General features: G+C 40.7%; 11 protein-coding genes. 5 read left to right on the forward strand and 6 right to left on the reverse strand.

Annotation, left to right across the window (positions count from 1 at the left end; all coding sequences use genetic code 11):
• Nucleotides 1-30: 30 nt before the first annotated feature.
• The gene (locus R2Q16_RS16395; protein WP_316738506.1) at nt 31-939 is read right to left on the reverse strand and encodes a WYL domain-containing protein; all 909 of its coding nucleotides are present in this window, start codon (nt 937-939) and stop codon (nt 31-33) included.
• Nucleotides 940-1,098: 159 nt separating this feature from the next.
• Between R2Q16_RS16395 and R2Q16_RS16400 the strand changes: the two genes are divergently transcribed.
• From R2Q16_RS16400 to R2Q16_RS20385, 5 genes are all read left to right on the forward strand, one after another.
• Nucleotides 1,099-1,836 (forward strand): hypothetical protein, encoded by a 738-nt coding sequence (locus R2Q16_RS16400; RefSeq protein WP_316738507.1) that lies wholly within the window; start codon nt 1,099-1,101, stop codon nt 1,834-1,836.
• Nucleotides 1,833-2,378 carry a hypothetical protein gene (locus R2Q16_RS16405; protein WP_316738509.1) on the forward strand — a complete coding sequence of 182 codons (546 nt, stop codon included), beginning with the start codon at nt 1,833-1,835 and terminating at the stop codon, nt 2,376-2,378. Before R2Q16_RS16400 ends, R2Q16_RS16405 begins: the two co-directional genes overlap by 4 nt.
• Before the next feature lie 334 nt (nt 2,379-2,712).
• Nucleotides 2,713-4,527 carry a DUF262 domain-containing protein gene (locus tag R2Q16_RS16410; protein WP_316738511.1) on the forward strand — a complete coding sequence of 605 codons (1,815 nt, stop codon included), beginning with the start codon at nt 2,713-2,715 and terminating at the stop codon, nt 4,525-4,527.
• Nucleotides 4,527-6,872 carry a DUF262 domain-containing protein gene (locus tag R2Q16_RS16415; RefSeq protein ID WP_316738512.1) on the forward strand — a complete coding sequence of 782 codons (2,346 nt, stop codon included), beginning with the start codon at nt 4,527-4,529 and terminating at the stop codon, nt 6,870-6,872. The genes R2Q16_RS16410 and R2Q16_RS16415 overlap by 1 nt, the downstream gene beginning before the upstream one ends.
• 92 nt (nt 6,873-6,964) lie before the next feature.
• Entirely contained in the window at nt 6,965-7,099 is a 135-nt protein-coding gene (locus R2Q16_RS20385) for a Pvc16 family protein (protein WP_410478167.1), read from the forward strand.
• A 119-nt stretch (nt 7,100-7,218) separates the two neighbouring features.
• Here the strand turns inward: R2Q16_RS20385 and R2Q16_RS16420 are convergent, their stop codons facing one another.
• The 5 genes from R2Q16_RS16420 to R2Q16_RS16440 are packed head-to-tail and all read right to left on the reverse strand — an operon-like array spanning nt 7,219 to nt 16,909.
• A complete protein-coding gene (locus tag R2Q16_RS16420; RefSeq protein ID WP_316738513.1) occupies nt 7,219-9,609 on the reverse strand; it encodes an AIPR family protein in 2,391 nt (796 codons plus the stop codon).
• On the reverse strand, nt 9,600-10,577 hold the full coding sequence (locus R2Q16_RS16425; protein WP_316738514.1) for a PD-(D/E)XK motif protein: 978 nt from the start codon (nt 10,575-10,577) through the stop codon (nt 9,600-9,602). The genes R2Q16_RS16420 and R2Q16_RS16425 overlap by 10 nt, the downstream gene beginning before the upstream one ends.
• A 3-nt stretch (nt 10,578-10,580) precedes the next feature.
• Entirely contained in the window at nt 10,581-13,757 is a 3,177-nt protein-coding gene (locus tag R2Q16_RS16430) for a Z1 domain-containing protein (protein WP_316738516.1), read from the reverse strand.
• Nucleotides 13,758-15,296, reverse strand: a complete 1,539-nt coding sequence (locus R2Q16_RS16435) for an ATP-binding protein (RefSeq protein ID WP_316738518.1) — start codon at nt 15,294-15,296, stop codon at nt 13,758-13,760.
• Between the two features lie 26 nt (nt 15,297-15,322).
• Nucleotides 15,323-16,909 (reverse strand): DNA (cytosine-5-)-methyltransferase, encoded by a 1,587-nt coding sequence (locus tag R2Q16_RS16440; protein WP_316738520.1) that lies wholly within the window; start codon nt 16,907-16,909, stop codon nt 15,323-15,325.
• Nucleotides 16,910-16,932 lie beyond the last annotated feature (23 nt).

A 16,932-nucleotide genomic window follows, 5' to 3' on the forward strand; every position in this document is an offset into this window, starting at 1 on the left:
CAAACGGCATTGAAAATTTTAGAATGATGCTTAGTCCTCCTTATACTGTTCGTAGCAATCCTTGATTCTTTTGCGAATCGATTTCTTCAAACTTTCGGGAGCTAAGACTTTCACGTTTTCTGCATAAGACAATATTTGCATTTCAAGATCAAATGTGGGATGAATTAGGAGCTCAATCAAGAGCTCATCTTCATTATCCTTTATAATCCTTTGGCTTGAATGTAAGGGGAGAGATTTAATGTATTGACCTTGAAAGGCGTTAAAGGAAAGCAGAACTGCTTCCAGCGGCTCATTTAAATCCTGAGAGATAATACCAAAGCTGTGCTCAAAATAGTTTCGTGATTTTTTTGCTGCAACTGAACTAAATCTTTTTTTGCTGATATCCAGCGCCTTTATCCGGTCAAAGGCGAAAGTGCGGATTTGTTGTTTGTGTTTATCATTTGCAATCAAATACCATCGGTTTTTAAACTCTTTAAAAAAATAAGGTTCTATAATCCGCTCTTTTGGCTGATCATCCCAGTAGCTCTGGTACTGGATAGTTGTTTGTAAGTTATTTTTTACCGCATGCAGCAAAGCATAAAAATGTTCTGCACCGCGGTCCGCGAGATGTTCAAAGTCTAAATATTCGCTCATACCCTTACTCGAGTTTAAGGCATTGAAGATGTTAAAAGCATCCAGCATACGATTACTTAAAGAATTATCCTCTTGCTCAGATAGATAATACTCATTTTTTGCCTTGTTGCAGGCAATTGAAATATTATACAGAGATAGAATATCCTGGCAATCCCGCTGAAAGGTTCGTCTAGACGTGCTCAGCTTATAGTCCAAGAGTTCTGATTCCCTAGATAGATAATCGAAAATCTCTGCTAGAGTTGCAGGGCTCTTTTTTAGTCTATTGATGATGGCAGTCTGCCTCAAAGTAATTTCACGTTTCGACATTTTCTTTTTTTTAAAGATGCCGAATTACTGCGACATTTTATGACCTAGTGAATTTAATTTAGTCTCTCAGATTTTAATTTTTAACTACGCCATAGTTTGACGTAGTGTCTGTTTAGTTTTGCGATACAATTAACTTGAAAGATAAAACCATTGAAAAAAATGTCGTTAAAAAATACCGAAAGCAAAGGCAGCCGTGAAGATGAATTAATGGCTCGTTTAGCGAAGGCTTTGGAGAAAGACATAGATGATGCTTCCATGGAAAGCCTTTTAACCAAACTTCGTTTGGGAGATAAAGAGGTAATAGGGGAGATAATGGTAGCATCGGAAAGTTTGATATATAAGGTTATGTTAAATCAAAGAGAGAGCCGGTTTCCCCTTGATATACGCTTTAGTTATGCCTTTGAAGCCTTAAAGGATTTCGCCTTGAAGAAGGTTGGCCAACATTCGGAATTTCGCTATCAAAGATTTGGAGCCTGGGTAATTCGGCAGAGTCTGCTTGATTTGGAAATTAATGGCGCGGGTTTAATTAAGATGAAGCCATTAGAGTCAATTATAGATGTTATGCTAAAAGATGTTGCTTTTAGTTTATTGCTTATTCGCTGTAGGCTAGGAGAGTATAAATCTAACTTACTTTTGCTTAAAGATTTTGGTCAGCTCAAGAGAGTGAACGAATTTCAGGAGCAGTTGTCCGGTCTGTTAAAAGAGTTCGATTTGGATATCATAGATTTGAAAAGTGAGAAAGTGCTTCGGCAGAGTACAATCTCAGAGCTAGAGAATCAACTATCCACTCTAAAGCTAATCAAAGAAAAAATGGTCATATCTGAAGCTTATCATTATGTAGCAAAAATAAAAAATATAGAGTCGGGTATACTCGCGTTAATTCAGTTAATTAGATGAATAATCTCGAGATGCTTAAAAAACTAAAAGTTAATTTCTTTGGAGAGGGCTTTCGCTTGAGTAAGCTGAATGAGGTTTATGCCAGCATTGCCGAGCAAAGTGATGAAGATTTAAATGCCTATCTTAATGACTATGCACTTCGTAATAGAATGAATGACCTAATAATAGTTCAGGGACTTCTTAATACTTACCAAAATAGAATTGAAATATGGTTTGGAGGTAAGAAAATTCATAAAACTAGAATTAATGAAGTTGCAATGGAAGGACTGCTATTCCCCCTATTTAATGTTCGGGAGCGCAAAATTGAGCTTTCAGATAGGCTCCGAGAGATATGTTTTGAAGAGAGGGAGATGGGATTAGTTTTTTCTTTCGAAAAGCAAATCAAGAGTTTTCAATCAGCCTCCTTACTATTTCATCAGGCGACCATAAATCAAGGACCTAATTCGCTCAGCCTTTTTGAAGGATTAAGTTACGATGGTCTCAGATTGAAACCTGGCTTAAGCGACACAGTAGTAACTAGAAGTTATTATTACAGGATTTGAGCAAAAACTTTTTTGAAAAAAAATATTCATATTTTATTGAAATATTAATAATTATTCTAATTTTTGAGCTAAACGCTAATACTCTAAATTAACATCAAATGAACTTTCTCCAATCGGTTATTGACCGAAATCTCAGCAAGCAAAATATCCAAAACTTCAAATTTTTTGTTCAAGAAAAATCGCTCGAGCCAATTTATCTGTGAGGTTTAAAGAAGAATTTCTTGAGAGCTAAATCTATAACAGATTTAGGTAGGCATCAATTTCCCTTGGTGTCTTTTTCGAATGCATTATAAGTTATAAATTAATTGATCTCAAATGAGATCGCTTTCCATATATGACCCAGACCAATACTATTGACAGGATTAAACTCGAGGAGATAATTAATCCAGAATACACTTTCTATGTGCCATCATACCAGCGAGGCTATCGATGGGATACAAAGCAGGTATCGGAGTTACTATCTGATATCGATGAAGCAGAGGCGAGTGGAGTTGAAGGCTATTGTTTGCAACCGATAGTTGTTAAAACACTTAAAAAAGACGCGCGTTTCGAATTGATAGACGGGCAGCAGCGACTGACAACCCTTTACCTAATCTTATTACGCTTGTCCACTGATCCTAGCACTTTGTTTTCTATGGAATACGAAACTAGGAGTGGATGTACAGGCTTTTTACTCGCCTTGAAGGAAAAAGAATCGAATTATGAAAATCCTGATTATGCTCATATAAGCGAAGCTTATGAGCTTATTAATGATTGGGCAGATAAGAAAGATTTGCATACACCGGTAAAGAGGCAGAAGTATTTGTTTTATCTCGCTGGACTGTTAAAGATCATATGGTATGAACTCCAGCCAAAAAATGATCCTGAAGAGGATCGCAAAGACTCAGTTAAAATATTTACACGCTTAAATGTAGGCAAAATCGCACTCACAGGCGCGGAATTAATTAAAGCAATTTTCTTAAGCAGTGATAATCTAAATGTGCAATCCTCGAGAGAAGATCTAAAATTAGGCGATCAGTATTTTAAACAGGTTGAGCTTGCTAGTGATTGGAACCAGATTGAATATGGTCTACAGAGGGGTAGTCTTTGGGATTTTATTAATCATAGAGAAAATGATACAGCTACCCGAATCGACTTTATCTTTGATTTGATTGCCCGAGAGAATGGTGCCGATATGATAGATGAACATAGCGCTTTTAGGTTCTTCTATGAACGCTTTAATAAATTAAAAAATAACCCAATTGAGTCAGGTATGCTACTGGCTGCTGAGTGGAAAGCAGTTAAAACATGTTATTCGATTCTAGAGGAATGGCACGCAGATAAAGAGCTTCATCACCTGATTGGTTATCTGATTTATGATGGAATTGATTTGCTAACACTATTTGAGTATTACAGAGAAGATAATAAGACCCGGTTTAGAGAGAGACTTGCCAGCCTTGCATATGCTACAGTAGGTAAAACAGCAATAAACGACCTTTATTATGATAAGAATCATTATGAGCTGCAAAAAATAATGGTACTCTTTAATGTGTTAAGCGCCAATAGCAGCAAAGACGCCTCACAGCGTTTTCCTTTCGGGCTTTTAAAAAGTAAAAAAAATAAGTGGAGTTTAGAACATATCCATGCCCAGAATGCAGAAGATATTGTTCAGAAAGACTACATGGACTGGCTCAGCGAACACCTGGCAGAGGTCGCCCGTTCAGGTTTTGAAGGTGCGGTTGAATTAGAAGAGCGCATCAGGCATTTCCAAATAGAGATCCTGCCTTCAGCCAAACCAGCTGACCTTAAGAGTGAATTTGAAGAGTTAGCATTAAGAATCATTGAATTTCTTTCAGAGCATAAAACGGTCAAAAAGGATGACAGTAAAGAGCGTGATCCGTGGATAGATGTAGATCATATTTCGAATATGGCACTTTTGGATGCACGAAGTAATTCATCTCTAGGTAATAGTGTATTTGCGGTAAAAAGGAAGAAAATTTTGGATAAAGAACGAGCCGGTGCATTTATACCACAAGCTACGAAAAACGTATTTCTAAAATACTATAGTGACTATCCAAATAAGCTTGTTAATTGGACTATTTCCGACCGTAAAACATACATGTCAAAAATCGAAAATCTTATTGATTCATTAAAAGCAGAAAAATTATAATGGCAAATAGCAAAATATATACCCTTTGGGATTTACTACAGAATACAGTTGAGATATTTGATAACAAGATACCTCTAGGGATTGAGGTGCCGATGATTCAGCGTGATTATGCACAAGGGCGTGAAGATGTACGAGCGAAAAAAATTCGAAAGAATTTCCTAGACGCAATTTACATGCAGCTCCTATCTGTTCAAAATGGAATTGAAAATGTGGAGCCGCTAGAGTTAGACTTCGTCTATGGTTATTTAGCTAATAATAGATTCATTCCCTTAGACGGACAGCAGCGCTTAACTACCTTATACCTGGTTCACTGGTATTTGTTCTTCAATCAAGGAAAACTTCTAGAAAATCTAGAAACCTTTGGTCGAATCTCTTATCGCTCTCGAGTATCTTCGAGTGAATTCTTTGAATGCCTCAATCAGCAAAGTCATGTGAGGAGCCTTTATGAGCAAATTGAGATAAAAAAGAAACAGGGTGATAGTTGGAGCTTAGCATCAGTAATAAAAGACCAAAGCTGGTTCCATGAGCGCTGGATGCAGGATCCCACGATACAGTCCGTAATGGTCATGTTAGAAGATATTGCCTCAAAGTTTGGCAATATCAAAGCAGAGACATTGCTTGAAAAGAATTCAGTAGGATTTTACCTTATCGACATCCCTGAAAATGGTAAAGGAGATAGCCTATATATAAAAATGAATGCTCGAGGAAAAGGACTAACAGACTTTGAAAACCTTAAGGCAATACTGGAAGGCGCAATACATGCGGTGGATTTAGAAATGCATGAGCGGTTTTCACAGGCAATAGATAGAGCTTGGTTAGATAAGGTCTGGACGCTTAGTAGTAATTTGAACAACACAAAAGATAGAAGTAAAGCCTCTGGAGAGTACTTATTGGCCTTAATAACATCTATTACTGAGTTGCTTTTTCATAAGGCGAATACTTTAGAGAAAAACTTCAACTTTTCTGAGGAGCTTATGATACAGCTTTATAGCAATAGAGATAATATTGCTTTTCTGATTGAGTCGATGGAGCATATCTGCGCTAGAGAACTGGATAGTTATGACGATTATTTTAGTGAGATTTACGCAAAGCATCAAAGCACTGCGGGCCGGGTTCGACATGGAGGGACTATGAATGTTATTGGCGCGGTATTAGAAGGTGCATCTGTAGATGCTACTGATAGGCTGCTTTTTTTTGCATGGCTGATCTATTGCAAAGAGAAAGGTAGCGATGAGGTTAGTGAGAACTTACGGGACTACCTACGTGTTTGCCGAAATTACCTCAATAACATCAATCAAAAGAACCGCAGGACATTTAGCCTCACTAGCGAGATCCGTTTTGAAGATTTCGGAAAGATTCTGGCAGTCCTTGCCAAAGTTTACCATCCAGAAGATATTTACGGAGCCTTGGAAAAATCAAGTGCTAGCTCAGAAAGATATATTGGCTATGAGCAAACAAAATATGAGTATTTCCAGGCAGATTCAGAATTAAAATTACTGGTTCAACGTTTAGAAGATAACTGGGTATTCAGGGGATTGCTTTTCAATATTGAGCTAAAACAATATTCCGCGGCTGAGTTATCGCTCATAGTGCCAGACTTTTTAGCCCTAATGGATGCAAATGATACAGAGGGTTTGATACGTCTGCTGATTTCTCTGGGATATACAGGGACACATATTGCGGATACTAGTATTGGAGAGATGAGATTATGGGGCAGATCTGATAGATGGCATAGAGTAATGGCTTCTCCTGACGGAGAAATTCGGGAATCATTAGCCAAGCTTTTCGAGTTATTCATAACCAGAGATCGTAATGCAAACGTTCAGGATTTCTGTAATAGTTATTGGAAAAATATACAGAAGGGCTTGCCTAAGAACAGTCTGAATTGGTACTTGCTTGAATATCCAGTAATGACAAAGAAGGCAATTTTCACAATAGCTAATGCAGAATGGGAAGTACCAACGATTGAAGCATTTGATGTTACCGCATTGATTGGCTACCATTGCAATCCATTTGTTTTGGAACTTAGAGAGAGAGAAGAGCTTACTGGTTTACTCAATATGCCCATGAGTTATGCACAATATTCTAACTACGCCCGCCTGAGACTTAATAATGGTCTATCCCTTTCACAAGCCAATCACTCTTGGGTGCTTCATGATGGTGAAAATATGGAAGGATTTTTAGAATTTAGAGAACTTTTTAACTTAGAGGCTTTAAAAAATAGAGAATATCGGTTCAGTTGCAATAATCTTATCGAGGATGTGATACCCTTTATTTTGGCTTGTGCAAATTTAAAGCCTATAGAGGTAAAGGAGTTAAAAGCAGCAGAGTTTACTGAAAGTTAGCGGGCCTTAAGCGCTATCTATAGATTTTAAGCTTCCTTATTAATTATTATGAATCCAATCCAAGATTTAAAAGCACAGGCCCGCTAGATGGAATAGAAGAGGTGAAACGTTTTCTACTAACGCCAAAAACGCTATCAATGGATGAGCTAAATGCCTTATGGTCGCGACTAAACGTAAACTATTTACCCAGTATGCTATATTCAATCGAAATACTTTCGAATGGCTAATTGATGAATAAAATCAAAGGATGTGCTTTTAAAGAATTAAAAAACATGCAGCCCCAAAATGCTTTGCAGGGCTGCATTTTCATATCCAGAGTTTATAACAATGCCTAAGAGACAGAAATCTATCCCTGTGAGATAGTTGTTTTCACGCTATAGAGTTGCCTCATCGTCGGCGATTTACCCTCAGCTAGAAGTTTCCCGATCTCATCATAAACAGAATAGAATTTAGCACCTTTCATCTTTGCTATTTCCCGCTGGCGCTGGAATGCAGACTGCACATTGCCTGATTCTTCGAGACTGCGGTTATATATCTTGCTAACAAGGTCGAAAGCATCCTGCCATCCCTGGTCTGATTCAATATTTATAGTATCAAAGACTTCAGGCTTCGAAGACTGCACATGATGAACAGTTTCCCGCTCAAAATCGAGATGCTCCTGGCTGATGTCATTTTTATTTACAATACAGTTTATGATGTGATCCATTTTTCCACGCTGGGAGCTACTAATTTCCTCTGATACAATCAGTCCAAGTTTTTTGTAATACTCCGCAGTCCTTGTAAAGATCATCACATTCTGCTGCAAGGCACCAAGGTCAGCGAATTTTTGTTTCGATTTTTTCGCGAGTTTCGCTTTCAGCTCATCTTTTCCGATACTATACTTGTCCAAAATTTTGCTGGCATCGCCTCCGGACATATAGTTCTCTATCTCTTTGCTTGAAGAAATATTATCCCAGAGATCCTTGCGTTTTGAGTATTCGCCGTAATCATCACTTGTCGCATACTTTTTGATAAGGTCGTTCATAAGCTTCATCAGCTGCTCCATGAAAGTCGCCAAGTCATCCTCAAGGCTTTCCTTTAACCAGAGTTTTCCAAAATCAAAAACCTTACCGGTTCTGCTACCGTCTATCCAGTCATAGAGTACAGAAATACTGTAAGGTACGACCGCAGATCTAATCTGGCCAATGGCATTTTTCCCGGCACCATACAAATCTTCAAGTTTGCGGAAAAGTATTACCCTGGCAATTAACATCTCGTAAAAATTTCTGTCAATTTCCGCCTTGCCCTTACCATTTTCATCCCCTGAGATGGCTTCTATAAAGTATTTGAATACCTTGTCGCCACCTTTTTTAACGACATAGGGCTGGTCACCCCATGCTGTATAGTATTTTCCGAGCTGCTCTTTAGAAAAACGGACTTCTTTTGGAAAATCTTTTTCTGCCTTCCCGCCCATACGAACAAGAGTGCTGAATTCCCCTTTTGATTTTTCGAAGAACCATTTTTTTCCACTAGGCATCATCACGCTGTCCGACAGTGATTTGATTTTGGTCAATTGCGGATTTCTTGAGCCCAGATCTACGGTTGATACTTTGGTCTGTGAATTGGAGAAACGACTGATTTTGGATATAAGCTCGTCGAGACCTTCCTCGGAAACGTTTTTGGCTATATTGATTTTAGCCATTACCCTAACTTTATCAACCGAAAAACCATCCTTCCTTGTAAAGAAAATACTGGCCGTGGTCTGTCCACCGTTCACAATCTGAAAGTCGGTTAGGGAGCTTATGTAGACTTTTCCATTCTCCTCAGAAATCGATTTTCCGGTTGAAGTAATCGTGATGCCATTGTTGAAGGCAATGAATTTTTCAGGACTTATTCTAATGGTCTCTCTAATTCCAGCATTTACGCCCTTGAACTGTAAAAATGACCTCACATTTTTTTCAAGAAGCCTGGTGCTGTATCTTTTGTATAAATCAGCAAGGATCGTAGCAGGCAGCACGCAGAGGTAAGATTCGTAGTTTTCTTCATCAGCAGCCTTTATGGCCTCAATTTTATAAGAAAAGTCTTTTTGGAAATCTATTACTAATGCTTCTCTCGCGCCTCTTGAGATTTCCACGGAATACAGGAAATTGAGATCAATTAACCTTTTTATCACAAGTATTTTTTTGCTGTGCTTATCCCTGTTTTTATTGTAGCTGATGCTGATTTCCTCGTCCTCGAATTCAAACTTTTTAGGTTGTGGTTCGCTTCCGCGGGTTTCCACAGTCGCAGAAGCAGAAATCAGAAATATCTCAACAACGTCAAATTGGTCAGCGCCCTCAGAAGAAGATAGTTTTGATGTTAGTGCGCCCACAGGGCTCGATAACTGCAGCTCATCCCCAATATGGCCCTTGATGGCCTTATTTACAAATTTTGTAGCCCTTTTAAACTGATTTTCATAACTGGACCTAGTGGATACAAGAAGTTCATCAGCTTTCACTGAGAAATCCAGTTTGGTCTCATCCGCGATAAAAAGCTGTAGTCTTTCTCCTGATTCATTTACAGCATAGCCGTTAATTTTAAGGTTGTCCTGGGCATAGATGTAGTAGCTTTCATTGTAATCCTCGCTGTCAATTAGTTTGGCATCATACATCAGCGGAAGTACCTGCGTTAAAAAAGTATGCTGGTCAGTAAAACGGTTGCTGTCCAAGCTACCGTTTATCAGGTTCTCCCTGTATTTTAGTAATTCTTTTATTTCCATGTGAGTGCGTTTTCAGATATTTTATAAGGTTCCAGCTGACTTAGGAGGATACTGTAGATAACCTCCGTAATACCATCTGCAAGATTTTTAGGGGTCAATTTTGGGAATAGTTCTCCTGAGCAGTCATAAAGACATAGTCGAATAGGGGTAAACCTTAGGTGCTCGTATTCAGAAAGCACTGTTCCGAAGATACCTTTTCGGGAGAGTGCAGCAACGAAAATTGCCAAGTCACCCCCCTGATTGTATATAATTTCACGGATAGCAGTTATGAGATCAGATAAGGTTTTACCGTTTTCGATGTCATTTTCAATCGCTACTGTACAAAGCCTAAGCGCCTTGTCGGGAACATTTTCCAGCTGAAATTCACTGGAAATCCTGATTTGCGTTGTACGCAGCTCCATAGTCTTTACCTCCGTGCAATTTACATCAGTCTCGAAGTCATGCCGGCCATCATAAGGCCCCTTCCAGCTTTCCAGGATACTATCAGTTAAATGAGGCTCGGCTGTTTCGAGTTCTTGTTTGAGTACAATCATTTCACCGAAGAGACCTTTCACGGCTTCATCACTCAGGGTTTGGGTACTTCTGCCGCTAAAAAAACCGTTCCAACGGTGAAATGCCCTGATGAATTCTGGAACATATTCATCAGGTGACACCATCTGCCCAATCTTGGAGTAAAGCGATAGAACAAGATCGTTGAAAAGATCCATGAAGGGATGGTTTATGAGCCTGAGGACTATGTGATGAGTTTCCCTAAAAAAATCAATAGAGAGATTTTCTTTAACAATCGCCTTAAAGCTTAGTTTATAGTCTTTAGGAACAGAAAGGATTAGGTTTCTGAAGCCCTCGGTATCTATACCCAGAAATAAGTCGGGTATACAGGTGGAGGATATCCTAATAGAATTCAGCCCGCTTGTGGGCACATCGGCGGAAATTTTCAGCCACTGCTGTTCAAGTTGTTCTGCGTTCATAGCTTAATCGTTTGGAATGGCCAAATCGGTTTCGTCTAAATAGTCAAGGTCTTCTTCCTCATCAAAACCATAGTCACCGTGAAGATAATCACCGCCCGGATCCGGCTCAATGGGAGGGAAGCCAATTGCAGTTCCGATTATGGGAATATTTAAATCGATGTTGTGTTTTTTCACCAGGTCGGTAAAATCATCATCTTTTTTACCCTGCTCCTGCAGGAAAGTGTACCAAGCGTCGAAGAGATATATTATCATGAGCCCTTCGTTTGGAGACATTTTCTCACGGTAAACCCGTTCGGGTACGGTTTTTTTCTCTGCTTCAGCCCTTGCCTTTTCAGGTGTCCAGTTTTTATTTTCTCTCTGGAGCGACTGAGCGCGCTCTTCCCTGAATTTCTCGACAGCCTCAGCCTTCTCTGTATCTTTTAACAGTATACCCAGATCAGCTCCTGAGGATATGATATTGGCAGAACGGCCGGATGCGGTAAACTTAAGCCCATCTAAGAACTGGCTGCGGTAAATATTAGTGGTCCCATCTTTTGGCATTATTGGCCCTCTTCTGATACTTAAGCCAATCTGAGAATCAAGTCCCGTCTCTGCTTTTGTTAAAAAACCCTTTCCACTCTCGGCCTTAGCCTGGCCTTGGTTTTTTATGGCGATAGTCCATTTTTCCAGCAGATTTTTTTCATTGCAAAGCTGAATGAACTTTGCCATACTCAAAGAATCTTCAGTGGAAAAATGTGTTCCTTCGGTTTCAAGTATCCTTATAATATCCTCAGGTGTCGCCGTGGCGATAAGAAAACCTTTTCCATTATCTTCCCATTGGAATTTTGCCACAATTTCATTTCTGAAAAATGACCAGATATGCGCTGTTTTTTCTGGCTTTAGATTAAATTCAGTGGTCTGTTCAAGTTTGTCCTGATAGGACCATTTGACTTCTTTTGTCCCGGTTAGAATCGATGGCCTGGTAATTTTTAATGTTCCTGGGTGTTTTCTCACCCTCAGTACAAAGTTGGAAGGTGTTTTGCCCTTAAGCTCCATTTTCTTGAATTCTATCTCCAGTTCTTCAATTGCCCTGGTGGTTGAATTGAATTTATCCACAGAATCTTGAGTGATGAAGAGTTTGCAGCAATCTAAATAGCCCGGGCGGTATCCGAACCAGCGTCCCATCTGAAGAAGGGTATCGGAGTAATTGGTTGAGCGAATGAAGTAATTGATGGTTAGTCCCTCAAGGGTAAAACCCCTAGAAAGGCGGTTGCCACCAATGGCAATGATTTTCCTCGGGGAGGCGTTGCTATATTCGAGCTTATCCTTGGTTTCATTGTTTATTGCCCGCACTTCAGTTTCCTTTATCACGTCGGGTATATATTTTTTAATCGCCTCAAAGCTAACAGGTGCCATGAAACGGTCATCGTAATTTACAGGTAGATAATTCTGAATGGATTCGGTGATAGCTGCATAGTATTTGTACCAGAGCTTTTCCAGTTCAGCATACATGGAATCCGGGTCACTTGGCAGGTCAGAGGCTAGATCTGACTGCAGGTCTCCCAAGTATTTGCTTACCAGTTTGAGTGTCCTATTCTGCCATGAGGTGAACCGCGAGATGTGGATAAGCATCGTATTGTGCGGGTTGTAGAGTGCAGACTGAATCATGGTTTTTTTGCGACTTTCGCGTATTGCAGAGGCAAGGATGAAGCAGATAATACTCTCTTTAAGGCTGGAAGGCAAAACTTGTGGAAAATCATCGGATGATTTAGGCGCCCTGGTACTTTTCCTATAGCTGTTGTAATCTTCAAAATTCGCATAACCATCCCCATCTTCGAACGCTTTTTTGTTTTCATAGAATTTTACAACTTCCAGTGATCCATCTTCCAGAGGCATCACCCTGGAAGGAAAAGAGCGGCGGTGACCAGATACCACTTCCACTAAAGGAATTTTTTCACGCTCGTAGTCTTCGATGGTAGTCTGAAAAATCTGCTTTGCACCAATGTAGTTTGAAGGCGGATTTAGCAGAACAATAAAATCATCAGGGAAAAGATAGTCTTCCAGTTCCAGGATCTTCTTTTCCAAGACGCCGTCTTCGTTTGTGATTTTGGTGTTGATTATCCATTTCGCCTCGCCTGCCGGATTTCGGTCTTGTAGAACGTTGGCGAATGGGGTAGCAGTGTAACCGAGATAAGTTTTTTTATTAAACAGGCTCAGCAGCGCGCGGATGTGTCCGTTTATTTTTGATGCATACTCACGGCCCTTTTTTCCTTCGTTGTTTAGTGAAGCGTTATCCGCCTCATCGTCGATTATTAGAAAAGGTATGTCGTGCCGCTTCCTGTCTTCTCCCATATAGTCGTGCAACCAGATGAGCAGGTTTTTAAGGACGCTTACATTCTTTTTGCAGACTAAAATATTGGTGTGGTTTAGCGAAAAATCAGCTTTTACAAGATTGTTATTAAAATCAGATTTTGAAGAGGTGATGGATATCACCTGCTCCACATCACTTTCACCAAGTTTGCCGAATCTGTTGATATTGCCAACGCCCTTTACCTGGTTTCTTTTGGTTTCAATATTAAGCCCTTCACCCACCACGTCACTTTCAATTCGAAGCTGGGTCTGGCTTCGCAGGTCTTCCATGATGCCGGAGAGGATAATAATGAGGCCATAGCCTAAGTCTATTGAGCGGTTGATGACAGCATTGAAGTTACCGGTTTTACCCGATTGCACGCTGCCCACAACTAAACCCCTCGTATAGAAAGAGCTACCTGAGCGAGGATTTCCCATTTTTTCTACAATGGACAGACTTGAGGCTTCTACCTCGCTTATGACCTTTTCACTTCTCCCTGTTTTTGAGAGTTGGGTGAGATACCGCTTGGTATAGTTCCATACAAAATCAGGCCCTAGATATTCAGGGGTAAGCCATGTCTGGAAATCTTTTTTCGTTAAGGCATGGCTTGGTTCTATCACTATGGGATTTACTGATAGATATTCTTTCAGGGCTGTAGCAAAATAATCCTTAAGTGTTACCTCATCGAGTTCGGGGAAGCCCATTAGCTTAAAAACGGTGAGTACACTCTCCCTGATTTTTTCAGGCAGACCTTCAAAAAATGAGGCATCTAGCCTTGCGCTAGAGGCATGTTCTTTTGCCTTGCTGGCAATGAGGTTTTTTATGACCTCAATGTAATTGTTGTGGTTCATTTATTTTAAGAGCTTAATTATAGATTCAGGCAGGGAGCCAACAGAAAATCCCAGAGATGGCAAGATGTCATCCATTATGGTTTCATTAGAAAGCCCCGTATTTTTGAAGGCCTTCAGGCAGGCTTCAAGATCTGCATAGCCCAGACCATCGGCTTCTGCCACTCCCGTATATTCTTTTTCCTGATGGGCATGTTTCATGCTATTGAGGGTAGTTTCTATCATCCTGGAAATTAGTCTAAAGAGCATGGCCTGCTCTTTATCCATAGTTTCACTGAGCCTGCTAATTAGTGTAAAAGCAGGGTTTAGTTTCAAAACGGCGCCTTTATTTGTGGATACTCTTTCAAAGAGCTGGGCATTATTCTGTTTTTTGCTTCCTGCAAATTTCTTTAACCCACGATTATAGTATTCCCTTTCTGCTTCAATCCTTAGTTCATCGATGTATTGTTCAAAAGCATTTTTCAGGTCATGGGGAATGACAATATGCGATTTAGCTACGTTTAGGTGCAAAAGATGATCCACGCTATTGCCCACATCGACCCGGAGCCTAGCGAGTTGTAGTCTTGGTCCTTTCTTGATGAGTCCATTCCAGCCTCCAAAAAGAATTATCCTGTCGGCACGGTAAATATAGATTCCCTCCATATCCATCAGACCTCTGTTCTTGGTCGTCCATATCGATTGCTGCTGGCGGCTTTCGCTTATGCTCCGGGAGGGCAAAATGAAGCCCTCCATACGGATCAAATCGGTGCTGAACTGCCGTTGACGAAATTCCATCGGCCTAAAGTCTGGCTCATGGGTCGGGAAAGGATTAAAAGGATGGATACGGCTGTTGTTAATGCGTATATGAAGCGCATTTTCTTTACGTTCCATGAATCTGTGGAAAACAAGCGATAAGTAATCAGAGGTCACTTCAGTGATTTCCTTTTTAAGTGCACTCTGACGGTTCTCGTTTTCCAGATAATTTTCAAACTTATAGAGTCCCCTCCAGACAACTATCGTATTAGGCTGGAAATTCTCATGGGCATTCAGATGGCCTTCGCTCAGGCGCTGATAGTCCTCAAGCATTACCTCGATTTCCTCTGGGCTATTGATTTTAAGCTGCCATTTGCCGGTATTGCGAAGATGTTCCACGTCCCAGGTTCTGGCGGCATAAAGCGCTGTGCCCTTTTTACGGCTAATTACGGTAAAGCATCTGCTTTGGGAAAAAGAGGCAGTTTTCATCCCCAGTCCAAAACGACCCAAATCGATTTCTGCTCTGGTAGAATCTGGGGAATTGCTCGGAAAGCGCATATTTGTTCGCAGACAATCCTCATCCATTCCAAGGCCATTGTCGGCCAAATAAAGTGTGAATGGCTCTTTGTCCATTCTTATGAGAACTTCAATTTTATCAGCTGAGGCCGATATGGAGTTGTCCATCAAATCGGCGAGGGCAGTTTCTAGGCTGTAACCCTGTTCAGCGATGGATTTAATCAGGTGTTCCGGATGTGGGCTAACTTCTTCGTAATGTTCTTCGTATTGTTTTTGGTTTTGATTGTCCTGCATTATTTTGAGTGCGTTAATGTTGATGATTATAATTCGGCGAGCTGCTGTATTCCTGCCTGCCTGAAAATTTCTCCCACGCTACCGGCAATCTGGTAGGCGAGGAGTGGGGGTACAGCATTGCCCACCTGATGGAACTGCGAGGTTCTTGGTCCGCAGAAAAAATAGTTATCCGGAAAGGTCTGTATTCTTGCAGCTTCCCTAACACTCAGACTCCTGCATTGGCTGGGGTCAGGATGTATATAGTAATGTCCATCTTTTGAGATATGGCTGGTAATGGTTTTGCTTGCTTTTCCTTCAAGCTGCACGCGGAAGCGGTCCGCAAATTTCTTATCGTCTATTCCTTCTTTTACATTGTTGTGAGCAGGCAGTAGATTGTGCGGGAAATCAGAAAGCTTTGGAGAGTGCTGTTTAGCTTTGCCAAAACTCGAAACGAATAAATAGCGGTGAATATCGCTGTCCATGTGAGACCGAGATGCATGGTTTACGACCCCTTCCAACCGGTCGTCTAAGTACCAGTCGCTTTTATAATCTATCTCTTGGTTTTCAGTCCTAAGATAATCTTTACCTTTGCCATAAGGGGTATCGCTTATTTTTTTTAATGTTTCTGATATTGTAAGGTCAATAGGACTGGTAACACCTAAGGAAACTTTTTGACTTAATTCCTCCAGAAGCGATTTCCAGGCTTGATAGCTATCCTGCCTTTTGGACAGACCGCTCCTAAGTCTTGGAAGTTTCCCGATTACTGATTTTATGGGCACTTCTTCATGCTCTTGCAGCACTGAAGGTTGGATGTCGATATCATTTCTCACCCCAAGGAGAATTACCCGGTGGCGGGTCTGCGGAATGCCGTATTTTTCTGCCTGTATAACGAATTTACCAGGTTTATATACCGGCCTTCCCTTTTCATCTAATCTTTCCGGAGGCGCCACAAGCGAATATATCCGGTAGCCCGGACATATAACATCCCCATCAAGAGCCGGATAATAGCCCTGCGGATCGGAAAGATCCTGCAAGATGCGGGAAAATATCCTATCATGCGAGGTTTCTGCAGATAGAATACCTTTAACGTTTTCCATTACGAATACTGCAGGGCTATGTTTAGCGAGAATACGTAAATACTGCTTATATAGCCCAACGCGTTTGTCAGTGTCTTCATTCAGGATTTTTTCCTTCCTTCTTGAGCGTCCAACTATAGAATAGGCCTGGCAGGGTGGTCCGCCTATCAACAGCCAATCGTTCCTTCCAGCTAGTACAGACCTAATTTTAGCGTCTACCTGCTCATCGGATACAGCGTTTGCATCTTTTTCATCCGGGTCGCCCAGCGTTCCGCACCAGGCTTCTGCATGGGCATGTGCGGCCTGCTCTGGCCAGCGACTGTAAAGTTCCTTTGCGTCAATATTCCCTTTCAGCAGTTCGTAATAATCCTGCGGCAGGTCATTGTTGTTGAATTGCCTGTAAAAGCTTCTGAGCGTTAGTGTTAAGTGCGCCAGTGGATCTTTTTCTATAGAAAGGGCTATTTTAAAAATGTTTTCACCTTCATTGTTTTTTAACGCTGAAAAACCTTCCCCTAATCCACCCGGGCCTGCAAAAATATCTATAATAGGGATTGCCATGTGAGCGTTAATCTGTCAAAATG

The organism is Pedobacter aquatilis, from assembly GCF_032678425.1.
In the GTDB taxonomy this organism is placed as follows: domain Bacteria; phylum Bacteroidota; class Bacteroidia; order Sphingobacteriales; family Sphingobacteriaceae; genus Pedobacter; species Pedobacter aquatilis_B.

Coding starts and splice junctions, on each gene's coding strand:
- R2Q16_RS16395 (WP_316738506.1), bottom strand. CDS start 939: ATGTCGAAACGTGAAATTACTTTGAGGCAGACTGCCATCATCAATAGA.
- R2Q16_RS16400 (WP_316738507.1), top strand. CDS start 1,099: ATGTCGTTAAAAAATACCGAAAGCAAAGGCAGCCGTGAAGATGAATTA.
- R2Q16_RS16405 (WP_316738509.1), top strand. CDS start 1,833: ATGAATAATCTCGAGATGCTTAAAAAACTAAAAGTTAATTTCTTTGGA.
- R2Q16_RS16410 (WP_316738511.1), top strand. CDS start 2,713: ATGACCCAGACCAATACTATTGACAGGATTAAACTCGAGGAGATAATT.
- R2Q16_RS16415 (WP_316738512.1), top strand. CDS start 4,527: ATGGCAAATAGCAAAATATATACCCTTTGGGATTTACTACAGAATACA.
- R2Q16_RS16420 (WP_316738513.1), bottom strand. CDS start 9,609: ATGGAAATAAAAGAATTACTAAAATACAGGGAGAACCTGATAAACGGT.
- R2Q16_RS16425 (WP_316738514.1), bottom strand. CDS start 10,577: ATGAACGCAGAACAACTTGAACAGCAGTGGCTGAAAATTTCCGCCGAT.
- R2Q16_RS16430 (WP_316738516.1), bottom strand. CDS start 13,757: ATGAACCACAACAATTACATTGAGGTCATAAAAAACCTCATTGCCAGC.
- R2Q16_RS16435 (WP_316738518.1), bottom strand. CDS start 15,296: ATGCAGGACAATCAAAACCAAAAACAATACGAAGAACATTACGAAGAA.
- R2Q16_RS16440 (WP_316738520.1), bottom strand. CDS start 16,909: ATGGCAATCCCTATTATAGATATTTTTGCAGGCCCGGGTGGATTAGGG.